Annotated in this window: 13 protein-coding genes; 4 read left to right on the top strand and 9 right to left on the bottom strand. The window is 55.2% G+C overall.

The features are described 5' to 3' along the window. Positions 1 to 8: 8 nt before the first annotated feature. On the bottom strand, positions 9 to 3,500 hold the full coding sequence (metH, locus tag AB1763_02395; GenBank protein MEW5831673.1) for a methionine synthase: 3,492 nt from the start codon (positions 3,498 to 3,500) through the stop codon (positions 9 to 11). Between the two features lie 98 nt (positions 3,501 to 3,598). On the opposite strand from metH, the gene AB1763_02390 reads away from it, so the two are divergent. Further along, positions 3,599 to 6,220: an ABC transporter substrate-binding protein gene (locus tag AB1763_02390; GenBank protein ID MEW5831672.1), complete on the top strand. Its 2,622-nt coding sequence runs from the start codon at positions 3,599 to 3,601 to the stop codon at positions 6,218 to 6,220. Here AB1763_02390 and AB1763_02385 read toward each other — a convergent pair. Together AB1763_02385 and AB1763_02380 are read right to left on the bottom strand one after the other, a co-directional pair. Continuing rightward, positions 6,117 to 7,373: an ArsS family sensor histidine kinase gene (locus tag AB1763_02385; GenBank protein MEW5831671.1), complete on the bottom strand. Its 1,257-nt coding sequence runs from the start codon at positions 7,371 to 7,373 to the stop codon at positions 6,117 to 6,119. The two genes, AB1763_02390 and AB1763_02385, sit on opposite strands and share 104 nt — an antisense overlap. 3 nt (positions 7,374 to 7,376) lie before the next feature. Beyond that, on the bottom strand, positions 7,377 to 8,042 hold the full coding sequence (locus tag AB1763_02380; protein MEW5831670.1) for a response regulator transcription factor: 666 nt from the start codon (positions 8,040 to 8,042) through the stop codon (positions 7,377 to 7,379). A 429-nt stretch (positions 8,043 to 8,471) separates the two neighbouring features. On the opposite strand from AB1763_02380, the gene msrA reads away from it, so the two are divergent. Continuing rightward, positions 8,472 to 8,996, top strand: a complete 525-nt coding sequence (gene msrA, locus AB1763_02375; protein ID MEW5831669.1) for a peptide-methionine (S)-S-oxide reductase MsrA — start codon at positions 8,472 to 8,474, stop codon at positions 8,994 to 8,996. Positions 8,997 to 9,040: 44 nt separating this feature from the next. Here msrA and AB1763_02370 read toward each other — a convergent pair whose 3' ends face one another. Both AB1763_02370 and AB1763_02365 read right to left on the bottom strand, forming a co-directional pair. Further along, positions 9,041 to 10,213, bottom strand: a complete 1,173-nt coding sequence (locus tag AB1763_02370) for an OmpA family protein (GenBank protein ID MEW5831668.1) — start codon at positions 10,211 to 10,213, stop codon at positions 9,041 to 9,043. Positions 10,214 to 10,283: 70 nt separating this feature from the next. Beyond that, the gene (locus AB1763_02365; GenBank protein ID MEW5831667.1) at positions 10,284 to 10,616 is read right to left on the bottom strand and encodes a hypothetical protein; all 333 of its coding nucleotides are present in this window, start codon (positions 10,614 to 10,616) and stop codon (positions 10,284 to 10,286) included. Between the two features lie 76 nt (positions 10,617 to 10,692). Between AB1763_02365 and AB1763_02360 the strand changes: the two genes are divergently transcribed. Next, entirely contained in the window at positions 10,693 to 11,640 is a 948-nt protein-coding gene (locus tag AB1763_02360) for an NAD(P)-binding domain-containing protein (GenBank protein ID MEW5831666.1), read from the top strand. A gap of 1 nt (position 11,641) precedes the next feature. Here AB1763_02360 and AB1763_02355 read toward each other — a convergent pair whose 3' ends face one another. Genes AB1763_02355 through topA form a run of 4 tightly spaced genes read right to left on the bottom strand, consistent with a single transcriptional unit; the run spans position 11,642 to position 15,628 of the window. Then, positions 11,642 to 11,995 (bottom strand): AMMECR1 domain-containing protein, encoded by a 354-nt coding sequence (locus AB1763_02355; protein ID MEW5831665.1) that lies wholly within the window; start codon positions 11,993 to 11,995, stop codon positions 11,642 to 11,644. A gap of 43 nt (positions 11,996 to 12,038) precedes the next feature. Continuing rightward, entirely contained in the window at positions 12,039 to 12,887 is an 849-nt protein-coding gene (locus tag AB1763_02350) for a biotin synthase (GenBank protein MEW5831664.1), read from the bottom strand. 3 nt (positions 12,888 to 12,890) lie between these two features. Continuing rightward, the gene (locus AB1763_02345; protein MEW5831663.1) at positions 12,891 to 13,406 is read right to left on the bottom strand and encodes a YfcE family phosphodiesterase; all 516 of its coding nucleotides are present in this window, start codon (positions 13,404 to 13,406) and stop codon (positions 12,891 to 12,893) included. Next, a complete protein-coding gene (gene topA / locus AB1763_02340) occupies positions 13,403 to 15,628 on the bottom strand; it encodes a type I DNA topoisomerase (protein MEW5831662.1) in 2,226 nt (741 codons plus the stop codon). Before topA ends, AB1763_02345 begins: the two co-directional genes overlap by 4 nt. Positions 15,629 to 15,800: 172 nt before the next feature. Here topA and AB1763_02335 point away from each other — a divergent pair. Continuing rightward, positions 15,801 to 15,920: flagellin (locus AB1763_02335; GenBank protein ID MEW5831661.1), on the top strand; the 120-nt coding region annotated here is incomplete at its 3' end.

Here is a 15,920-nt window from a genome sequence, read left to right as displayed (position 1 = left end):
TTACACCCTTAAATATTGTAATACGTCGCGTTCGGATGGTAGACGACGAGCGCCGACGTCGACTGTTCCGGGACGATCTGGAACGTTTCGGAGAGGGTGATCCCCAGTTCTTCGGGTTTGAGCAGATCGAAAAGCGGCGCATTGAGTTCGAGATCCGGACACGCCGGATAGCCGAAACTGTAGCGCGATCCCTGATAGCGGTTCATTTGTACGTCGGCCAATGTCGAGCCTTCGTTCTCGCTGATCCCAAGGTCCAGACGGATCTGTTTGTGGGCAATTTCGGCGAGCGCCTCGGCCAGTTCTACCCCAAGGCCGTGGACCAGGTAATATTCGGCGTATTTCCCCGCATCGTAAAGCTCTTTTTCGTATTCGCTCAGACGCGATCCGGCGCTCACGCAGGTGAGGGCGAGGAGGTCGTGGCGGTCACGGTGAAAAAAGTCGCTGAGCGCCCGGTGGGGCGCTTTGCGCTGACGCGGAAAGGTGAACTGATGGGTTGCGCGGGCGATCACGCTCTCCAGCGGTTCCCGGTTACGCTCGCTTTCGCTGTTCCACCCCTCCCCCGCATCGAACACGAGCAGCGTCGTGTCGTCGCCCCGGCAGGGCCAGTAGCCGTAAACGACCTTGGGATCGAAGAGTCCTTCGTTCAGAAACTGCGACTTGAGCCGCTCGTAAGCGGGCCACACGACGTCGTCGAGCTGTTTTTGGTAGGCCTCTTTGGAAAGCCCTTTGGAATTGTATCCCCAGCGCTGTTTGAAGAGGATTTTGTGGTTGACCCATTCAAACGCCAGATTCATCGTCTGCGGCGTGATGGCCATGACGCGACGCCCCCAGAACGGCGGCGTGGGGATCCGCACGTCGCGTGAGGGCATCGTGAGCTCTTCGAACGGAGGGATGACGATTTCCTCTTTGGGGGTAGTCTCCCAGTCGTCTCGGACGTTGCCGTGCAAATCGGTATCCATGTTCCCCGCTTCGATCCGCCCCATCGCGGTGACCCCGTCAAACGCGTCTTTGCAGTAAAAAATCGGCCCCTTGTAGATCGGACGGCAAAAATCGTCGATAAAGCTGCGCGTTAGCGCGGCGCCTCCCAGAAGGATCGGGATTTCGATCCCTTCACGGGCGAGTGCTTCGAGGTTTTCTTTCATCACCTGCGTCGATTTGACGAGCAATCCGCTCATCCCGATCGCCGAAGCGTTGGAGTTTTTGACCGCTTCGATGAAACTTTCCAGCTCTACCTTGATCCCCAGGTTGATAACCTTGAACCCGTTGTTGGTGAGGATGATGTCGACGAGATTTTTCCCCACGTCGTGGACGTCCCCTTTGACCGTTCCCAGCACCAAAACGGTTTCGGCCGTCTTTTCCTGTTTGGGCAGGTGGGGATTGAGGGCGTCGACGGTCGCTTTCATCGTTTCGGCGCTTTGCAGTACGAACGGCAGCTGCATCTGTCCCGAGCCGAAAAGTTCCCCCACCACCTTCATCGCATCGATCAAAATTTCGTTGACGATTCTTTCCGGGGCGATACGGTGGCGCACCTCTTCGACGAGCGGCAGCATCCGCTCCTTGTCGCCGTCCATCAGGAGCTTGGCGATCTTCTCCTCGTCGCTCATGGCCAGATAGGCTTCGTCTTCGGCGGCCGTATCGATCGCTTCGCGGCTGTCGAAGTGGTTGATGAAATTAAAGAGGGCGGCTCCATCAGGGAGGCGGTCGAAGAGGAGATCTTCACAGATTTTTTTGTCCTCGTCGCTGATTTTGGCCATCGGGATAATGTGTTTGACGTTGATGATGACCGAGGTGAGACCCGCTTCGATACAGTGGTGCAAAAAGACCGAGTTCAGATAGGGCCGGGCGTCTTTATGCAGACCGAACGAAATGTTCGAAAGTCCAAGGATGGCCCCGACTTCGGGATGGCGTGACCGCAGTTCACGGATCGCTTCGATTGTTTGAATCGCCGCATCGCGGTACTCTTCATCGCCGCTTCCGACGGTGAAAGTGAGGAGGTCGAAGACGAGATCCTCGGGGTTGATCCCGTGCTTCTTCGTTGCCAGTTCATAGATCCGCTCCGCCACTTCGAGTTTACGCTCTTTGGTTTTGGCCATGCCGGTTTCGTCGATCGTGAGGCAGACGAGGGCCGCACCGAATTTTTTCGCCAGCGCGCACACTTTGTCGAACTTCTCAATCCCGTCTTCGAGGTTGACCGAGTTGATGATCGGTTTTCCCCCGATGAGCTTGAGTGCCGCTTCGAGCGCCGGGGTCTGGGTCGAGTCGGGCATCATCGGGAGGTTGATCTTCTGGGCGTAGAGGGCCATGACGGCATTCATGTCTTTGGTCTCGTCCCGTCCGGCAAACCCGACTGAGAGATCAAGGACGTGCGCCCCGGCGCGCACCTGTTCTTGCGCGACGCTGAGCGTCCCCTCGTAATCTTCGGCCAGCAGGAGCTCGCGGAATGCTTTCGAACCCGTAGCGTTCGATCGTTCGCCGACGAGGAGCGGTGCGGGTTCTTGCATCAGTGCCGCTGTGCCAAAAAGCGAGGCCAGCGCATTGGGCTGGCTCCCGACAGGTTTTTTCGGGGCAACCGCGGATACTTTGTTGACGAGTGCGCGGATATGCTGGGGGGTCGTGCCGCAGCATCCCCCCAGAAAGCTGACCCCATCGTATTCGAGGAAACCGTACTGACGTTCGGCAAACTCGTCCGGCCCCATCGGATAAAACGAATACCCTCCGCGGTTTTGGGGGAGTCCGGCGTTGGCGTGGACCGAAATCGGTTTGCCCCAGACCGAGCTGAGGGTGCGGACGTGCTTGGCGTACTGTTCGGGCCCCGTACCGCAGTTGAACCCGAGGCTGATAATGTCGAAAGGTTCCATGATGGCAGCAATCGTCTGGGCATCGGTTCCGATGAGCATCGTCCCGGCCAGTTCGATCGTGACCGACACCATAATCGGGAGGCTGGTGCCCCGTTCACGGTTGGCGGCTTCGCACGCATGGAGCGCCGCTTTGATCTGCAGGGGGTCCTGACAGGTTTCAAGAAGGAAAATATCGGCACCCCCGTCGATCAGACCGAGACAGCATTCGACATAACCCTCGAACATTTCGTCGTAATGGATGTGCCCAAGCGAGGGGAGTTTCGTCCCCGGCCCGATCGAGGCGAGAACGAAACGGGGATGCTCGGGGGTGGAAAACTTTTCACATTCCGCCTTACAGACCGCCGCACCCGCACGGGCGAGTTCATAGGAGCGATGAGCGATTCCGTACTCGTCCAAAACCCATTTAAAGGCACCGAAGGTATTGGTGGTGATCAGATCGGCACCCGCGGTAAGATAGGCGTGGAAAATGGATCCCATCACTTCGGGACAGGTGACGTTGAGGAGTTCGTTACACCCTTCCATCCCTTCCCATGCCGATTCGGGAATCTTGTCGGCTCGCTCCTGTAGCTGCGTTCCCATGGCGCCGTCGATGATGACCGGACGACGGGTAATGGTATCGAGGAGGTAGGCTTTGACCGACATGAAAAACCTTTGTTTGGCTAAATTGGCGCGATTCTAGCAAAAAGGAGCATAAGCGCTTATAAGGGAGGCGATATAATTGTTAGGGTACACTCTTGGGTATGAAAAGAGCGTTGCTGATTTTGGCGATAGTGTCCTCGTGGCTGTGGGCGTCGGAGAAAATTACGTTGCAGCTTTCATGGCTGCATCAGTTCCAGTTTGCCGGTTATTACGTCGCCAAGGAAAAAGGGTATTACGCCGATGCCGGGCTTGATGTGACGATTCTGGACGCGAAAAGCGCACACCATTCGATCCAGGCGGTGACGCAGGGAAAAGCCCAATACGGAGTCGGACGTTCTTCTTTGGTCGTCAATTACGCTTCGGGTGCGCCGATCGTCATGATGGCGGCGATTTACCAGTCTTCCCCGATGGTGCTGCTCACCCGCAAAGACGCCAATATCCGCAGCGCCAAAGATCTCCGGCACAAACGGGTGATGCTGACCCCCGATACGGTTGAGGGGGCGGAGATGCAGGCGATGCTCCGCAGTGCGGGGCTGCATGATGCCGATTTGAAGCTACAGCGCCATTCGTACGATCCCCGTTCGCTGGCCCGCAACGAAACCGATGCTATGGTCGCGTATCTTTCCAACGAGCCGTTTATCCTTCAGAAAATGGGCATTGAAACCCATCCGATCGATCCCAAAGAGTACGGGTTCGATTATTACAGCGATATTTTGTTTACGACGCAGCAGGAGATTGCCGAACACCCTCAGCGTGCGGATGCTTTTTACGATGCGTCGATTCGCGGATGGCTCTGGGCATTTGAGCACATTGAAGAGACGGCCGCACTGATCCATCGCCATTACAATCCGCAGGGGAAATCGCTCGAAGCCCTGATCTACGAGGGGAGAGTCCTGCGGGATCTCGCTTTCAGGCCCAACGTCAGCTTCGGTTCGATTGATCCCATGCGGCTGGAAATGATTGCCCAGGGGTATCGTCTGATGGGGGTGGTAAAATCGACGCCTCCGTTCGGTCCGGCACTGTACAAGCAAAGCTCTCTTCATCTGACGCAAGAGGAGAGGGCCTGGCTCAAAGCCCATCCGGTAATTCGGGTGGGGATCGACCACGACTGGCCGCCGATCGAATCGGTCGATCAAAACGGACGACATTTCGGGATCAGCGCTTCGTACCTGGCCCTTCTCGAAAAGCGCCTCGGTGTCCGTTTCGAAGTCGATTACAGCCGCCGGTACTGGAGCGATTCACTTCAGGCGGTGTACAACAAAGAGCTTGACATGCTCTCGTGCGTCGCCATTACCGACACCCGCCAGGAACGTCTGGCGTTTAGCCGGCCTTACATGAAGCAGACGATGGTGATCGTGGCCAATTCCAAAGTGGGTTTCGTCAACGATCTGGGGGATCTGGACGGAAAGAAAGTCGCGGTCGTCCGTTCGTATGCCACCGAAGAGATATTGCGCAAACATTATCCGAAAATCGTTCCGGTCGTGGCTGATTCGGCCCTTGAAGCACTCAATAAAGTCGCTTCGGGGGAAGCGTACGCGTGTATCGAGGGGCTGGGAGTCGTCAGCTACCTGATCGAGCGCCACGGCATCAAGCATCTCAAGGTAGTCGGCGAGACCCCTTATCAGTACGAGATTGGCTTCGCGTTCCGCAAGGATTGGGAGATGCTGGCTTCCATCAGCGATAAAGTACTTGGCTCCATCACCCCGGCCGAATACGAAGAGATTCACGGACGATGGCTTGTTATGGACCCGGCTCCGCAAGTCAACTATCGGGTCGTATGGTGGATTGTCGGTTTCATGGCGGTATTGTTTGTGCTCATTGCGTACAAAAACCGCCGTCTGGACGTACTGGTCCGAAAACGGACGGATGAACTGGAGATGTTTAATCAGCGGCTTCAGGAGGAGATCGAAAAAGCGGTCGACAAAAACCGGAAACAGGAAAAATTGCTGATGCAGCAGGCCAAGATGGCCGAAATCGGCTCGATGCTCGAATCGATCGCCCATCAGTGGCGCCAGCCGCTCAATATCCTGGGATTGTCGATGACGCGGCTGAGTCTGAACTGCCCGCTTGACCCCAAAAGCGACACGCGCAAGGTGATCGACATCGCCGAAGCCCAGATACAGTACATGTCCCAGACGATCGACGACTTCCGCAATTTCTTCAAACAAGACCGCAGCCGGATCCCGGTCAACATCAATGCGCTTGTCAACGATGTCGAAGCTCTTCTGGGACCGCTGCTGATCCGAAAAAAGATTACGGTGGAACGGGAGATCGATCCGTTGACGGAAGTGCTTGTATACCCCAACGAACTCAAACAGGTGCTGATCAACATCATCAACAACGCACGCGAGGCGATCGAGCTGCATCGGAGCCCTGAGCGCAAAATCATTATCCGTTGCGTCAGCGACGAGCACTATTGCACGATTGCGATCGAGGATACCGGAGGGGGAATTCCCCCCGCGATCGCCGACAAGATATTCGACCCCTATTTTACGACCAAATTTGAATCCCAGGGGACGGGGATCGGGCTGTACATGGCCAAAACGATCATCGAAAAGCACTTTCTGGGAAAACTGAGCGTTTACAACGCGTCAAAAGGGGCCTGCTTCGAAATACGGCTTAACCGCTCGTCTGCGGGCGATGACACGTCACCTCAAACCGGTGGCGACCGTCCTGATAGCGATGAACCATCTCAAAACCGTGAGCGTCCAGAATCGACTTGACGATGTAAAGTCCCAATCCGAAGCTTTCGGGGTGGGAACGGCTGTGAAAAAAGGGTTCGCTCAGGGAAGCGAGGGTCCGGTTGGGCTCCCACGCATCCCCCGCGTTGGAAAAGATCAGGGTGTCGCCTTCCTGCTCGATTCGCACCGCGTGGTCGGGGCTGTATTTGAGAGCGTTGTCGATGAGGTTTTTAAAGACGCTGACGAACGCATCGCAGTCGGCGGTGATGAGGTTTCCGTCAAAACGCGTTTCGACCCGCTGCTCCTCGCGCAAAAAGAGCAACGCGCACGCTTTTTCGCCGATCAGGGAGGGATCGCAGGAGCGAAGGTCGGGTTTGAGCTCTCCGGAGGTGATCTGTTCGACCCGTACGACCTCCTGGATCAGTTGTTCCATCCGGACGAAAGCCCTTTCGAGAATCGATTTTTCTTCCCCTTTTTTCAGAAACGGAAGGGCAAGTTTACCGACGGTGATCGGCGTTTTGAGCTCGTGCATGATGTTGCGCAAAAAGAGCTGTCGCGCCTCGATCAGCGAACGGTTTTTTCGCATTGCGGTATCGAGAGCCGTGCTGATGAGGCCGAGTTCGTCCCGGCTTTTTGAAGCGATCGGTTCATACCTCCCGCTGACGCCGTAGGTACGGATGGAGCGGATGAGACGCGTGAGGGGAAAGAGGGTACGGACAATGGCCAAGTAGAGGATCAGCAAGGCACCCAGAACCGTTGCAAAAACGACGTCCGGCCACAGCGAACGACGCGCGGCTTCGGGTTTGGCGACCACCATCGGGGGGGATGCGCGGACCAGGTGGATGTAGAGATGGTCGGCATCTTTGAGTACGCGGATGATCCCTTCGCGCATCGAATCTCGGATTTCAACCGGATAGTCATCGGGAACGCCGGAAAAAGCGGGCTCCAGCGATTGCATCAACGCAGGTTCGGGCGCAAGAACGCGATACCCTTTTTCGCGCAGGAACGTCATCCGCCGCGCATGGGGATAAACGACGCTTTGGCGCAGTATTCCCAGCATGGCCTGCGCTTCCGTGCGCAAACGCGATTCGTGCTCTTTGCGAAGCTGAACGGAGAGGGCGTAAAATCCGACCCCTGCGCCGAGCATCACCACGACAAAAAAGAGGGTGATCCGGAAAAAAATGCTCTGTCCCACCGTTCAACCCGAAAAACGGTATCCGCTTCCGCGTACCGAATGGATGTGTCGCGGCGTTCTGGGATCGTGTTCGATTTTCTGCCGGAGACGGCTGATGATGACGTCCACCGTCCGTACGGAGCTCTCCTGCGAAATCGATGCGGAATGCCCCGAAAGAAAATCGCGGCTGAGGGTCTGGTTGGGATGATCGATGAAAAGAGCGAGGATCTCGTACTCGGCACGGGTGAGGGAAAGGGGTGCGCCGTTAAAAAGGATCGACTGTTCGTCCCGGTTCAGGGAGAAGCGCTTGGTTGTGTTCGCCCGTTCGGGGCGGTAGCGCCGCAATATGCTCTTGATCCGGGCGATGAGTTCGCGCGGCTCGTAGGGTTTGGGGAGGTAGTCGTCGGCGCCATAGCCCAGGGCTACGACTTTGTCGCGGATGTCGCTGCGGGCACTGGAGATGATGATCGGCACGTCGGTGAGCGTTCGGATCGCCCGGCACACTTCCAGTCCGTCCATCTGGGGAAGCGTGAGATCGAGGATGATAAAGTCGAATCGTTCGCGGGATAGGAGTTCCAGCCCTTCGGCGGGGTTGGGCAGGGCCGTGAGGGCGATGCCGTAGCTTTTGAGAAAATTGACCAGCAGCGTCGTAATGTCGGGATCGTCTTCGATCATCAGGGCAAACAGCATCGATTTTTCTCGCAATGGTGGAATGGGTATGTCATTATGACGCAGGGATGTTAATAAACAAGTACGGACGGTAAACGGAAAAAAAGAAGAAATGAGGAAACGGTTGCTCTTGCGAGCAAAGAAAAACGTTAATCGACCATCCAGCTCGAACGTTTGGAACGGCGAAGTTTTTTGAGCAGCATCTTGTCAAACGGCGTCATCTTTTCCATGGTTGTACTCCTTTCGTATCAGATTAACGGTATCGTACCGATAAAAGATTACCGGACGATAACGGTTTTGACGAAACAATGACATTGTAAACGAAGGGATGTATAAAATATTCAAATAGTTGATTAAAAAATGGGCATCTTAATCTTTTGAAGCAAAATATTTTTTTTACGCGTCCGACAGAACGAATAACGCATAATCGTACCAAAAAGGAAACAGGTTATGGAAAAAGCGTTATTGGGCGGAGGGTGCTTCTGGTGCATCGAAGCGGTTTACCGCCGTGTACGGGGCGTAAGTGCCGCAGTCAGCGGGTACAGCGGCGGGATGCGGAAAAATCCCAGCTACGAGCAGGTCTGTACGGGTGCGACGGGGCATGCCGAGGTAGTCGAAGTGACGTTCGATCCGGCGGTCATCACCTACGAAGAGATACTCGAGATTTTCTGGGTGATTCACGATCCCACCACACTCAACGCACAAGGGGCCGATAAAGGGACGCAATACCGCTCCGTCATCTACTATTACAACGAACAGCAGCGTCAGAAGGCCATCGAGTCGATTCGAAAGGCCCAAAACGACTGGAACGCTCCGATCGTCACCGAAGTCTCCCCTCTCGCCGAATTTTATCCGGCGGAACCGTATCATCAGAATTATTACGACGAACATCCGACGCAAGGGTACTGCTATGCGGTGATAGCTCCGAAAATAGAGAAATTTATGAAGAAATACGGCGGAAAAGTTAAGCGGTAGCCAGCGAGAAAAAAAGGGCGGGAAGGGATTCCCGCCCCGTCATTTTAGTGTGAAAGTTCGACTTCGATGCGGCGGTTTTCCGCACGTCCCTCTTTGGTTTTGTTGCTGGCGATCGGTGTTGATTCGCCTTTTCCGCCGGTGGAGAGGCGGTCTGCTTCTACGCCGCGTTCAACGAGCATCGATTTGACGATTTCAGCCCGTTTTTCGGAAAGTTTTTGATTGTACGCTTCTTTTCCGATGGAATCGGTGTGACCCACGATCGAAGCTTTGTACGCCGGGCTTTCTTTCATGAACGCCGCGAAATTATCGACTTTCGCCGTGCTGTCGGCATCGACGACTTTGTTTGAATCGAATGCGAAATTGAGGTGAAGGGTCGCTTTGAGCGGGCATCCGTCGGCATCGACTTTAAAGCCGGCCGGAGTATCGGGGCATTTGTCGGCAGGATCGAGCACGCCGTCTTTGTCGCTGTCGAGATTGCACCCTTTGGCATCGACCGCAAACCCTGCCGGAGAGTTGGGACACTGGTCTTTGGAGTCGAAAACCCCGTCTTTGTCGCTGTCAAGCGGGGCGGCCACGAGAGGTTTGGGCTCAGGTTTCGGTTCGGGTTTGGGTTCGGGCTTGGTCTCTTGTGCGGCAACCGGAGCCGCGACGGCGGGGGCCGCTTTTTCGCCGAAACTGTAGCTCAGGCCGACGAGCGCCGCGATGTTGTGGACTTCGCCGTTGCTGCCGTCCACGCCGTTACGGTTCATTTTGTACAGATACAGCCCCTCGAGTTTCAACGCGAGCTGCTCGGTCAGGGCGGCTTTCATCCCCACCCCGGCGTCGAGTAAAAAGCCGTCGTAATCGTTGGGATGGGTATTGGTGTACCATTCATACCCGACCCCTGCTTTGGCGAAAGGGGTGATCCCCGAAAAATCGCCGACTTCGTAGACGCCGTTGAGCATGGTCGTCAACACTCCTGTTTTGTCGGCATAACCGGCTGCCCGGTCGCGACCGTAAAGGACTGAAATTTCGGGCTTGATCAGCTCGCAGGCGTTGTTCATCTGCAGCTCGACGCCGTAGACGGCACGGTTGTCGACCCCTCCCATCGCTCCCGCGTTGGTTTCGTCCGAGGTACTGTTCCACAGATACCCGACGACCGGGCTGATTTCGTAATTGTAATCCGCCGCCGAAACGAGCGTCGCCGCTACCAAAGCGGACAAAGCGATTTTTTTCATGATTAACTCCTTCGATTCATAGTTCACAAAGTATAACACACAATTTTAATCGAAGGGTGTGAACGAAAGGTTAATTACTTTCTTTAATATTGTCGAATTCGAACTGCATGGCGCTGAGCATTTCGGAGATTTCGCGGTTGAGCTGCATCTCGGCTTCGTCGATCCGTTCGAGGTGATTTTTTTTGAGGTTTTCGAGTTTGGTGAGGATCGATTCGAAGAGGGCGCGATCGTCGGTGAGGAGGACGATGTCGCTTTTTGGGGCCCATTTGCGTTTGACGGCGCCGTCCTGACGGAATTCGAAGATGACGTTCTGACTTGTATTGGAACTGATGTATTTGGGAACCGTGTAAGCAATGTAGTGCTTTTTGGGATTTCCGTGATGACGTTGTATTACATAGTACATTCGCCCATCATAGCATAAATCAAATTTTATCCCTCTTTGTGATACAGTATTAAATTCAATTCGACGAGGAAAAGGGATGGGACACACCTACCAATTGGCGATTATCGGCGCCGGGCCGGCCGGCATAGCGACGGCCGTGGAAAGTTACGTGCTGGGGATGCGCGATATCGTGCTGCTGGAAAAAGACGAAAACCACAATGCGACCATCCGTAAATTCTACAAGGACAGCAAGCGGGTCGACAAAGACTGGAAGGGGCAGAAGGTCGAGCTCGACGGGACCATCTATTTCGTCGACGGAACCAAAGAGTCGACCCTCGATTTTTTCGACCGTCTGCTGGACAACGAAGTCCTGGAGCTTCGGACCCATACCGAAGTGCAGAAGATCGTTAAAAACGGCGATGCATTCGACGTACAGGTGGCGGGAGACTCGATCCGGGCCCGATACGTCGTCGTGACCATCGGACGGATGGGTAAGCCGAACAAGCCCGATTACAAAATCCCCCCTTCCATCAAGGATCAGGTCCATTATACGCTCGACGGCTGTGGTGCGGGTGAAAAAATCATGGTGGTGGGCGGAGGCGATTCCGCGATCGAGTACGCGGTAGAGTTATGCGGCAACAACGAGGTGGCGATCTGTTACCGGCGGGGGACGTTTCGGCGTGCCAATCCCACCAACCAGGCCGATATCGCACAGGCCATCGCCAATCGGGCCGTACGGGCACTTTTGAATACCGAAATCACGGGGGTCGAAAACGAAAGCGGAAAAGTGAACGTCCTGTTTTCCGACGGTTCGTCGGAACGGTTCGACCGGATCGTCTATGCGATCGGGGGGACGACCCCGAGCGGTTTTTTGCAAAGCAGCGGCATCCGCGAAGAGGACGGAAAACCGGTCCATGATGAAAACTACGAGACGAATGTTCCGGGCCTTTTCGTCGCCGGAGACATTACCCAGGAATCGGGGGGATCGATCGCGCTGGGGTTGAACCACGGCTTCGCCATCGCCCGCTACATCCAATCGCGCTGAATTATTCCGAGAGGATCGGGGCGTCTTTATGGCTGAGGGGCCCCTCGGGGCTGAAAAGGATCAGTTCGACCGATGTGCGAAGGTATTCGGAGGTGACGAGAGGGGCGAAGCTCTCATCCTGAAAGGCGGCGATTTTGGCGTTGCGGATGATGTCTTCGAGCAGCGAATGCTCGGGAACGGCGCTTTTGGCGCTTCCCCTGAGCTCGTCGCCGAGGTAGAGATTGACCTGCGTCGCGATCGGCTGCGTCAAAACGGGATATTGTTCCAACAGTTCGTTCCGGTCGATGATGTTTTCGGCTTGAAGAACCTCTTCGATGGAGCGGCGGGCAATGGTAAGCAGTACCGATTGTGACACGGAATACTTCCTCCCTTTCTGGATCGCGGTATCCTATTATAGCCTATTTGTCTTCGGGTGAGGTAGCAATCGCGAAACCGAGTCCGCGAAGCATTTGCAGATCCTGGTGGGCATCGCGCCCGGCGGTTGTGAGGTAGTCGCCGATGACGATGCTGTTGGCTCCGGCGTCGAAGATTTCGTTTTGCCGTTCTTTGAAGGTGACTTCGCGTCCGCCGGCGATCATGATACGGTCGGCCCGATCGAGCGTTTGCCGCGCGAGGGTGATGAGGGAGAGGGCTTCCTCCACGCTCAGCGGACTGGGATTAAGCGGCAGGGCGGGATTGTGATGGTAAAAGTTCAGCGGGACCGATACGGGATTCAGCTCTTTGAGCGAACGGAGCATGCTGATGCGGTCATCGTGGGTCTCTCCCATTCCGAAAATTCCGCCGCTGATGAGTTTGAGTCCGACGGTATTGACGTTTTCGCACGTCTCGTACCGTTCGTCCCACGGGTGGGTAGTGCAGATTTGAGAATAGAATTCGCGGCTGGTTTCCAGGTTGTGGTTGTAGGCCGCGACCCCAGAGCGCTGGAGTTCGCGCAGCTGATCTACCGACGCGGTGCCGTTACAGGCGATCAGACGGAGTCTTGGAACCTCTTTTTTTACCGCGTGTGCGACGTTGCAGACGAATTCGAGGGTTTTGTCATCCAGCCCTTTTTGGGCCGTCACGAGGCAGAATCCGAGCGCCCCGAGCGCTTCGAGGCGTCGTGCTTCGTCGAGAATCCGGGGAAGCGGTTTTTGTTTGTAACGTTCGATATCGGCTTTGTACTTGATGCTTTGGCTGCAAAACTTGCAGTCTTCATTGCAGGTACCACTGTTGATGTTGCAGATGGAACAGAGAAATATTTTTTTCATGGTTTACGATCTTTCAAAAGTGTAATGGCGTTCTTCAAAGGTATCGCTCCCGACGGCGCGCGAATAATGGGTGACTTTGAACAATTCCTGGGTGATTTCCAGCATCGCCCCGCTCGAAAACGGTTTGTCCCGGGCACAGCACTCTCCGGGATTGAGGTATAGGGTGCGGTTTTTGAAATCGCATTCGAAGACGTGGGTATGGCCGAAAACGACGATTTCCGCGTCCGCAGTCATGTAAAACGGCAGGTGCATCAGTTTGAACGCGGCACCGCCGAGTTTGAAATAATGGGGCTCTTGCACGAGGTTGTATCGGTCATGGTATTCGACGAGTCTGGCGTCATTGTTCCCGTAAACCGCGACGTAGCGCAAGCCGCTGGCTTTTAGCTGCTCGAGGATTTCGGGTTTGACGATGTCCCCGGCATGGACCAAAAACTCCGCTCCCTGTGAAACGAGATGGTCGATCAGGCGTTGCGAGCGTCCTTTTTTACTGTGGGTATCGGACAAAAGGCCGATTTTCATTCCCCGTTCTCTTCTTCCACCGGTGTGCGGTTTTTGCATTTGGTGCACTCGTACACCTCTTTGTTCCGGTAGGTACGGCGTGCCAGTGCTCCGTCGCACCCTTCGAGCTCGCATTTTTTGTCGCTCGGTTCGAATTTCGAGATGAATTTGCATTTGGGATAATGTTCGCATCCCCAGAACGCCCCCCGGCGCGACTGGCGCCAGATCAGTTTCCCGCCGCAGTCGGGGCAGGGGATCGCGGAGACTTTCTGCTCCGCGAGCGTTTTCGTGTTTTTGCATTTGGGATAGGCGCTGCACGCCAGGAACTTCCCGTTGCGACCGTTTTTGATCACCATCGGCGCACCGCATTTTTCGCACGTCTCTTCGCTCGTTTCGTCCGCAGGGGCACCCGAATCCTCTTTTTTGTTCTCTTCGGTCTGTTCGGTGTATTTGCATTTCGGGAAGCCGCTGCAGGCGATGAATTCGCCGTAGCGTCCCGAACGCAGGAGCAGTTCGCTGCCGCACTGCGGGCAGTTCCGTCCGAGCGGCTTGGCCATTTTCAGGCTGGCGATGGACGTTTTTCCCGCTTCGATTTTCTCGATGAAAGGGTAATAAAAATCGAGGAGGATAGCGTGCCACGATTTCCCCGCTTCGCTGATCTCATCGAGGGTCTCTTCCATCTGGGCGGTGAATCCCGCGTCGACGATTTCGTTGAAGTGTTTTTCCAGCAGTTCGGTGACGGTAAAAGCGATTTCGGTCGGAATGATCGAGCGTTTTTCGATCGTGATGTAATCGCGCGCCTGCAGTGTCGAAATGGTCGGGGCGTACGTCGAAGGGCGTCCGATCCCTTCGGTTTCGAGCTTTTTGATCAGGCTTGCTTCCGAGTAGCGTGAGGGCGGCTCGGTGAAATGCTGCTCGGTAGTGATGCTCTGGATCGAAATCGATTCCCCCGTCCGCAGCGTCGGGAGAAGCTTGTCTTTATCGTCGCTTCCGGTGACGCGGTAAAATCCGTCGAAGAGAAGTTTTCGCCCCGTCGCACGGAATTCGGCCGCTTCGGATACGAACGCGATGCTTTGCTGTTCGAAGCGGGCATCGTTCATCTGACACGCTAAAAAGCGGTTATAGATCAGGCGGTAGAGTTTGATTTCGTCGGGTTTGAGGTAACCGGCCGCAATTTCGGGCGTGAACGAGAGCATCGTCGGACGGATCGCTTCGTGGGCCTCCTGGGCCCCTTTGGCCTTTTTGACGTAGACTTTGGGTTTTTCGGGAAGATAGGCTTTGCCGTAGCGTTCGCCGATCACTTCACGCGCCGCTTCGACCGCTTCGCCGGCCAGGTTGAGCGAGTCGGTACGCATGTAGGTAATGACCCCGCTCGTCCCGTCGGGCGTTTTGACCCCTTCGTACAGCGCCTGCGCGATCATCATCGTTTTCTTGGGGGAGAAGCCAAGCTGCGAGCTGGCGGCCTGCTGCAGTGTCGAGGTCATGAACGGCGGGGGGGTGGAGCTTTTGCGCTCTTTGGTTTCGATCTCTCCGACCGCATAGCTTTGCGCTTTGAGCGTTTCAACAATCCGTTTGGCTTCGTCGCCCGATTTGATTGAGAGCTTGTCGATTTTTTCCGCATGGAGGAGGGTAAGGGTCGCTTCGATATCGGGAGCGAAGACGGTGTCGATGCTCCAGTATTCTTCGGGGACGAAAGCGCGGATCTCACGCTCCCGGTCGACGACGATTTTCAGCGTCGAGGACTGTACCCGTCCGGCGGAAAGTCCTTTTTGGATTTTGCTGGCCAGCAGCGGGGAGAGTTTGTATCCCACGATACGATCCAGGAGACGGCGTGCCTGCTGGGCGTTTACCCGGTCCATGTCGATGGATCGTGGGGTTTCGAGCGCGTGGGTAATGGCGGTTTTGGTAATTTCGTGAAAGACGATCCGGGGGAGTGCCGCGGGGTCCTTATCGATGGCGTGGGCGATGTGCCAGCCGATTGCTTCTCCTTCGCGGTCCTCATCGGTCGCGATGTAGATCTGATCGCTTTTTTTCGCAAGTTCCTGGATCTGTTTGACGGTAGCGGTACTGTCATCGCTGATCCGGTACTCGGGAATCAGGGTTTCGTTGTCGATCTTGATCCCGAAACGGTTTTTGGGCAGGTCGCGGATGTGCCCTTTGGAAGCGATGACTTCGTAGTCTTTGGAGAGAAAGTTTTTGATGGTCTTGGCTTTGGCCGGAGACTCGACGATGATGAGTTTCAAATAGTCAATCCTATATAATATGGATAATGTTGCCGATAGATTTCGAAAGTGTAACAAAAAAAATTGTAAAACGGCTAAAGTTTTTTTTGCGGATACCCGATATAGTTCATAACAGCAAGGACGCTGATAAAACAAGAGAGAGCATAAAGCTCTTGCGATAAAAGGATTTATCATGGGTTTCAGAATTAACACGAATATCGGTGCGATGAACGCACACATGTTTGCACAGAAGACAAACGCCGGGTTGGATAAGAGCTTGGCGAGTTTGAGTTCGGGATTGCGGATCAACAAG

It is taken from the genome of Campylobacterota bacterium (assembly GCA_040752835.1).
GTDB lineage: Bacteria > Campylobacterota > Campylobacteria > Campylobacterales > Sulfurimonadaceae > Sulfuricurvum.
The sequence above is the reverse complement of the archived record's forward strand: the minus strand, read 5'-3'. Positions and strand labels throughout refer to the sequence as shown.

Excerpts from the sequence above, each read along its gene's own strand:
- AB1763_02345 (MEW5831663.1), bottom strand. The coding sequence starts at position 13,406 with ATGAAAATCGGCCTTTTGTCCGATACCCACAGTAAAAAAGGACGCTCG.
- metH (MEW5831673.1), bottom strand. The coding sequence starts at position 3,500 with ATGTCGGTCAAAGCCTACCTCCTCGATACCATTACCCGTCGTCCGGTC.
- AB1763_02380 (MEW5831670.1), bottom strand. The coding sequence starts at position 8,042 with ATGCTGTTTGCCCTGATGATCGAAGACGATCCCGACATTACGACGCTG.
- AB1763_02365 (MEW5831667.1), bottom strand. The coding sequence starts at position 10,616 with ATGTACTATGTAATACAACGTCATCACGGAAATCCCAAAAAGCACTAC.
- AB1763_02370 (MEW5831668.1), bottom strand. The coding sequence starts at position 10,213 with ATGAAAAAAATCGCTTTGTCCGCTTTGGTAGCGGCGACGCTCGTTTCG.
- AB1763_02360 (MEW5831666.1), top strand. The coding sequence starts at position 10,693 with ATGGGACACACCTACCAATTGGCGATTATCGGCGCCGGGCCGGCCGGC.
- AB1763_02390 (MEW5831672.1), top strand. The coding sequence starts at position 3,599 with ATGAAAAGAGCGTTGCTGATTTTGGCGATAGTGTCCTCGTGGCTGTGG.
- msrA (MEW5831669.1), top strand. The coding sequence starts at position 8,472 with ATGGAAAAAGCGTTATTGGGCGGAGGGTGCTTCTGGTGCATCGAAGCG.
- AB1763_02350 (MEW5831664.1), bottom strand. The coding sequence starts at position 12,887 with ATGAAAAAAATATTTCTCTGTTCCATCTGCAACATCAACAGTGGTACC.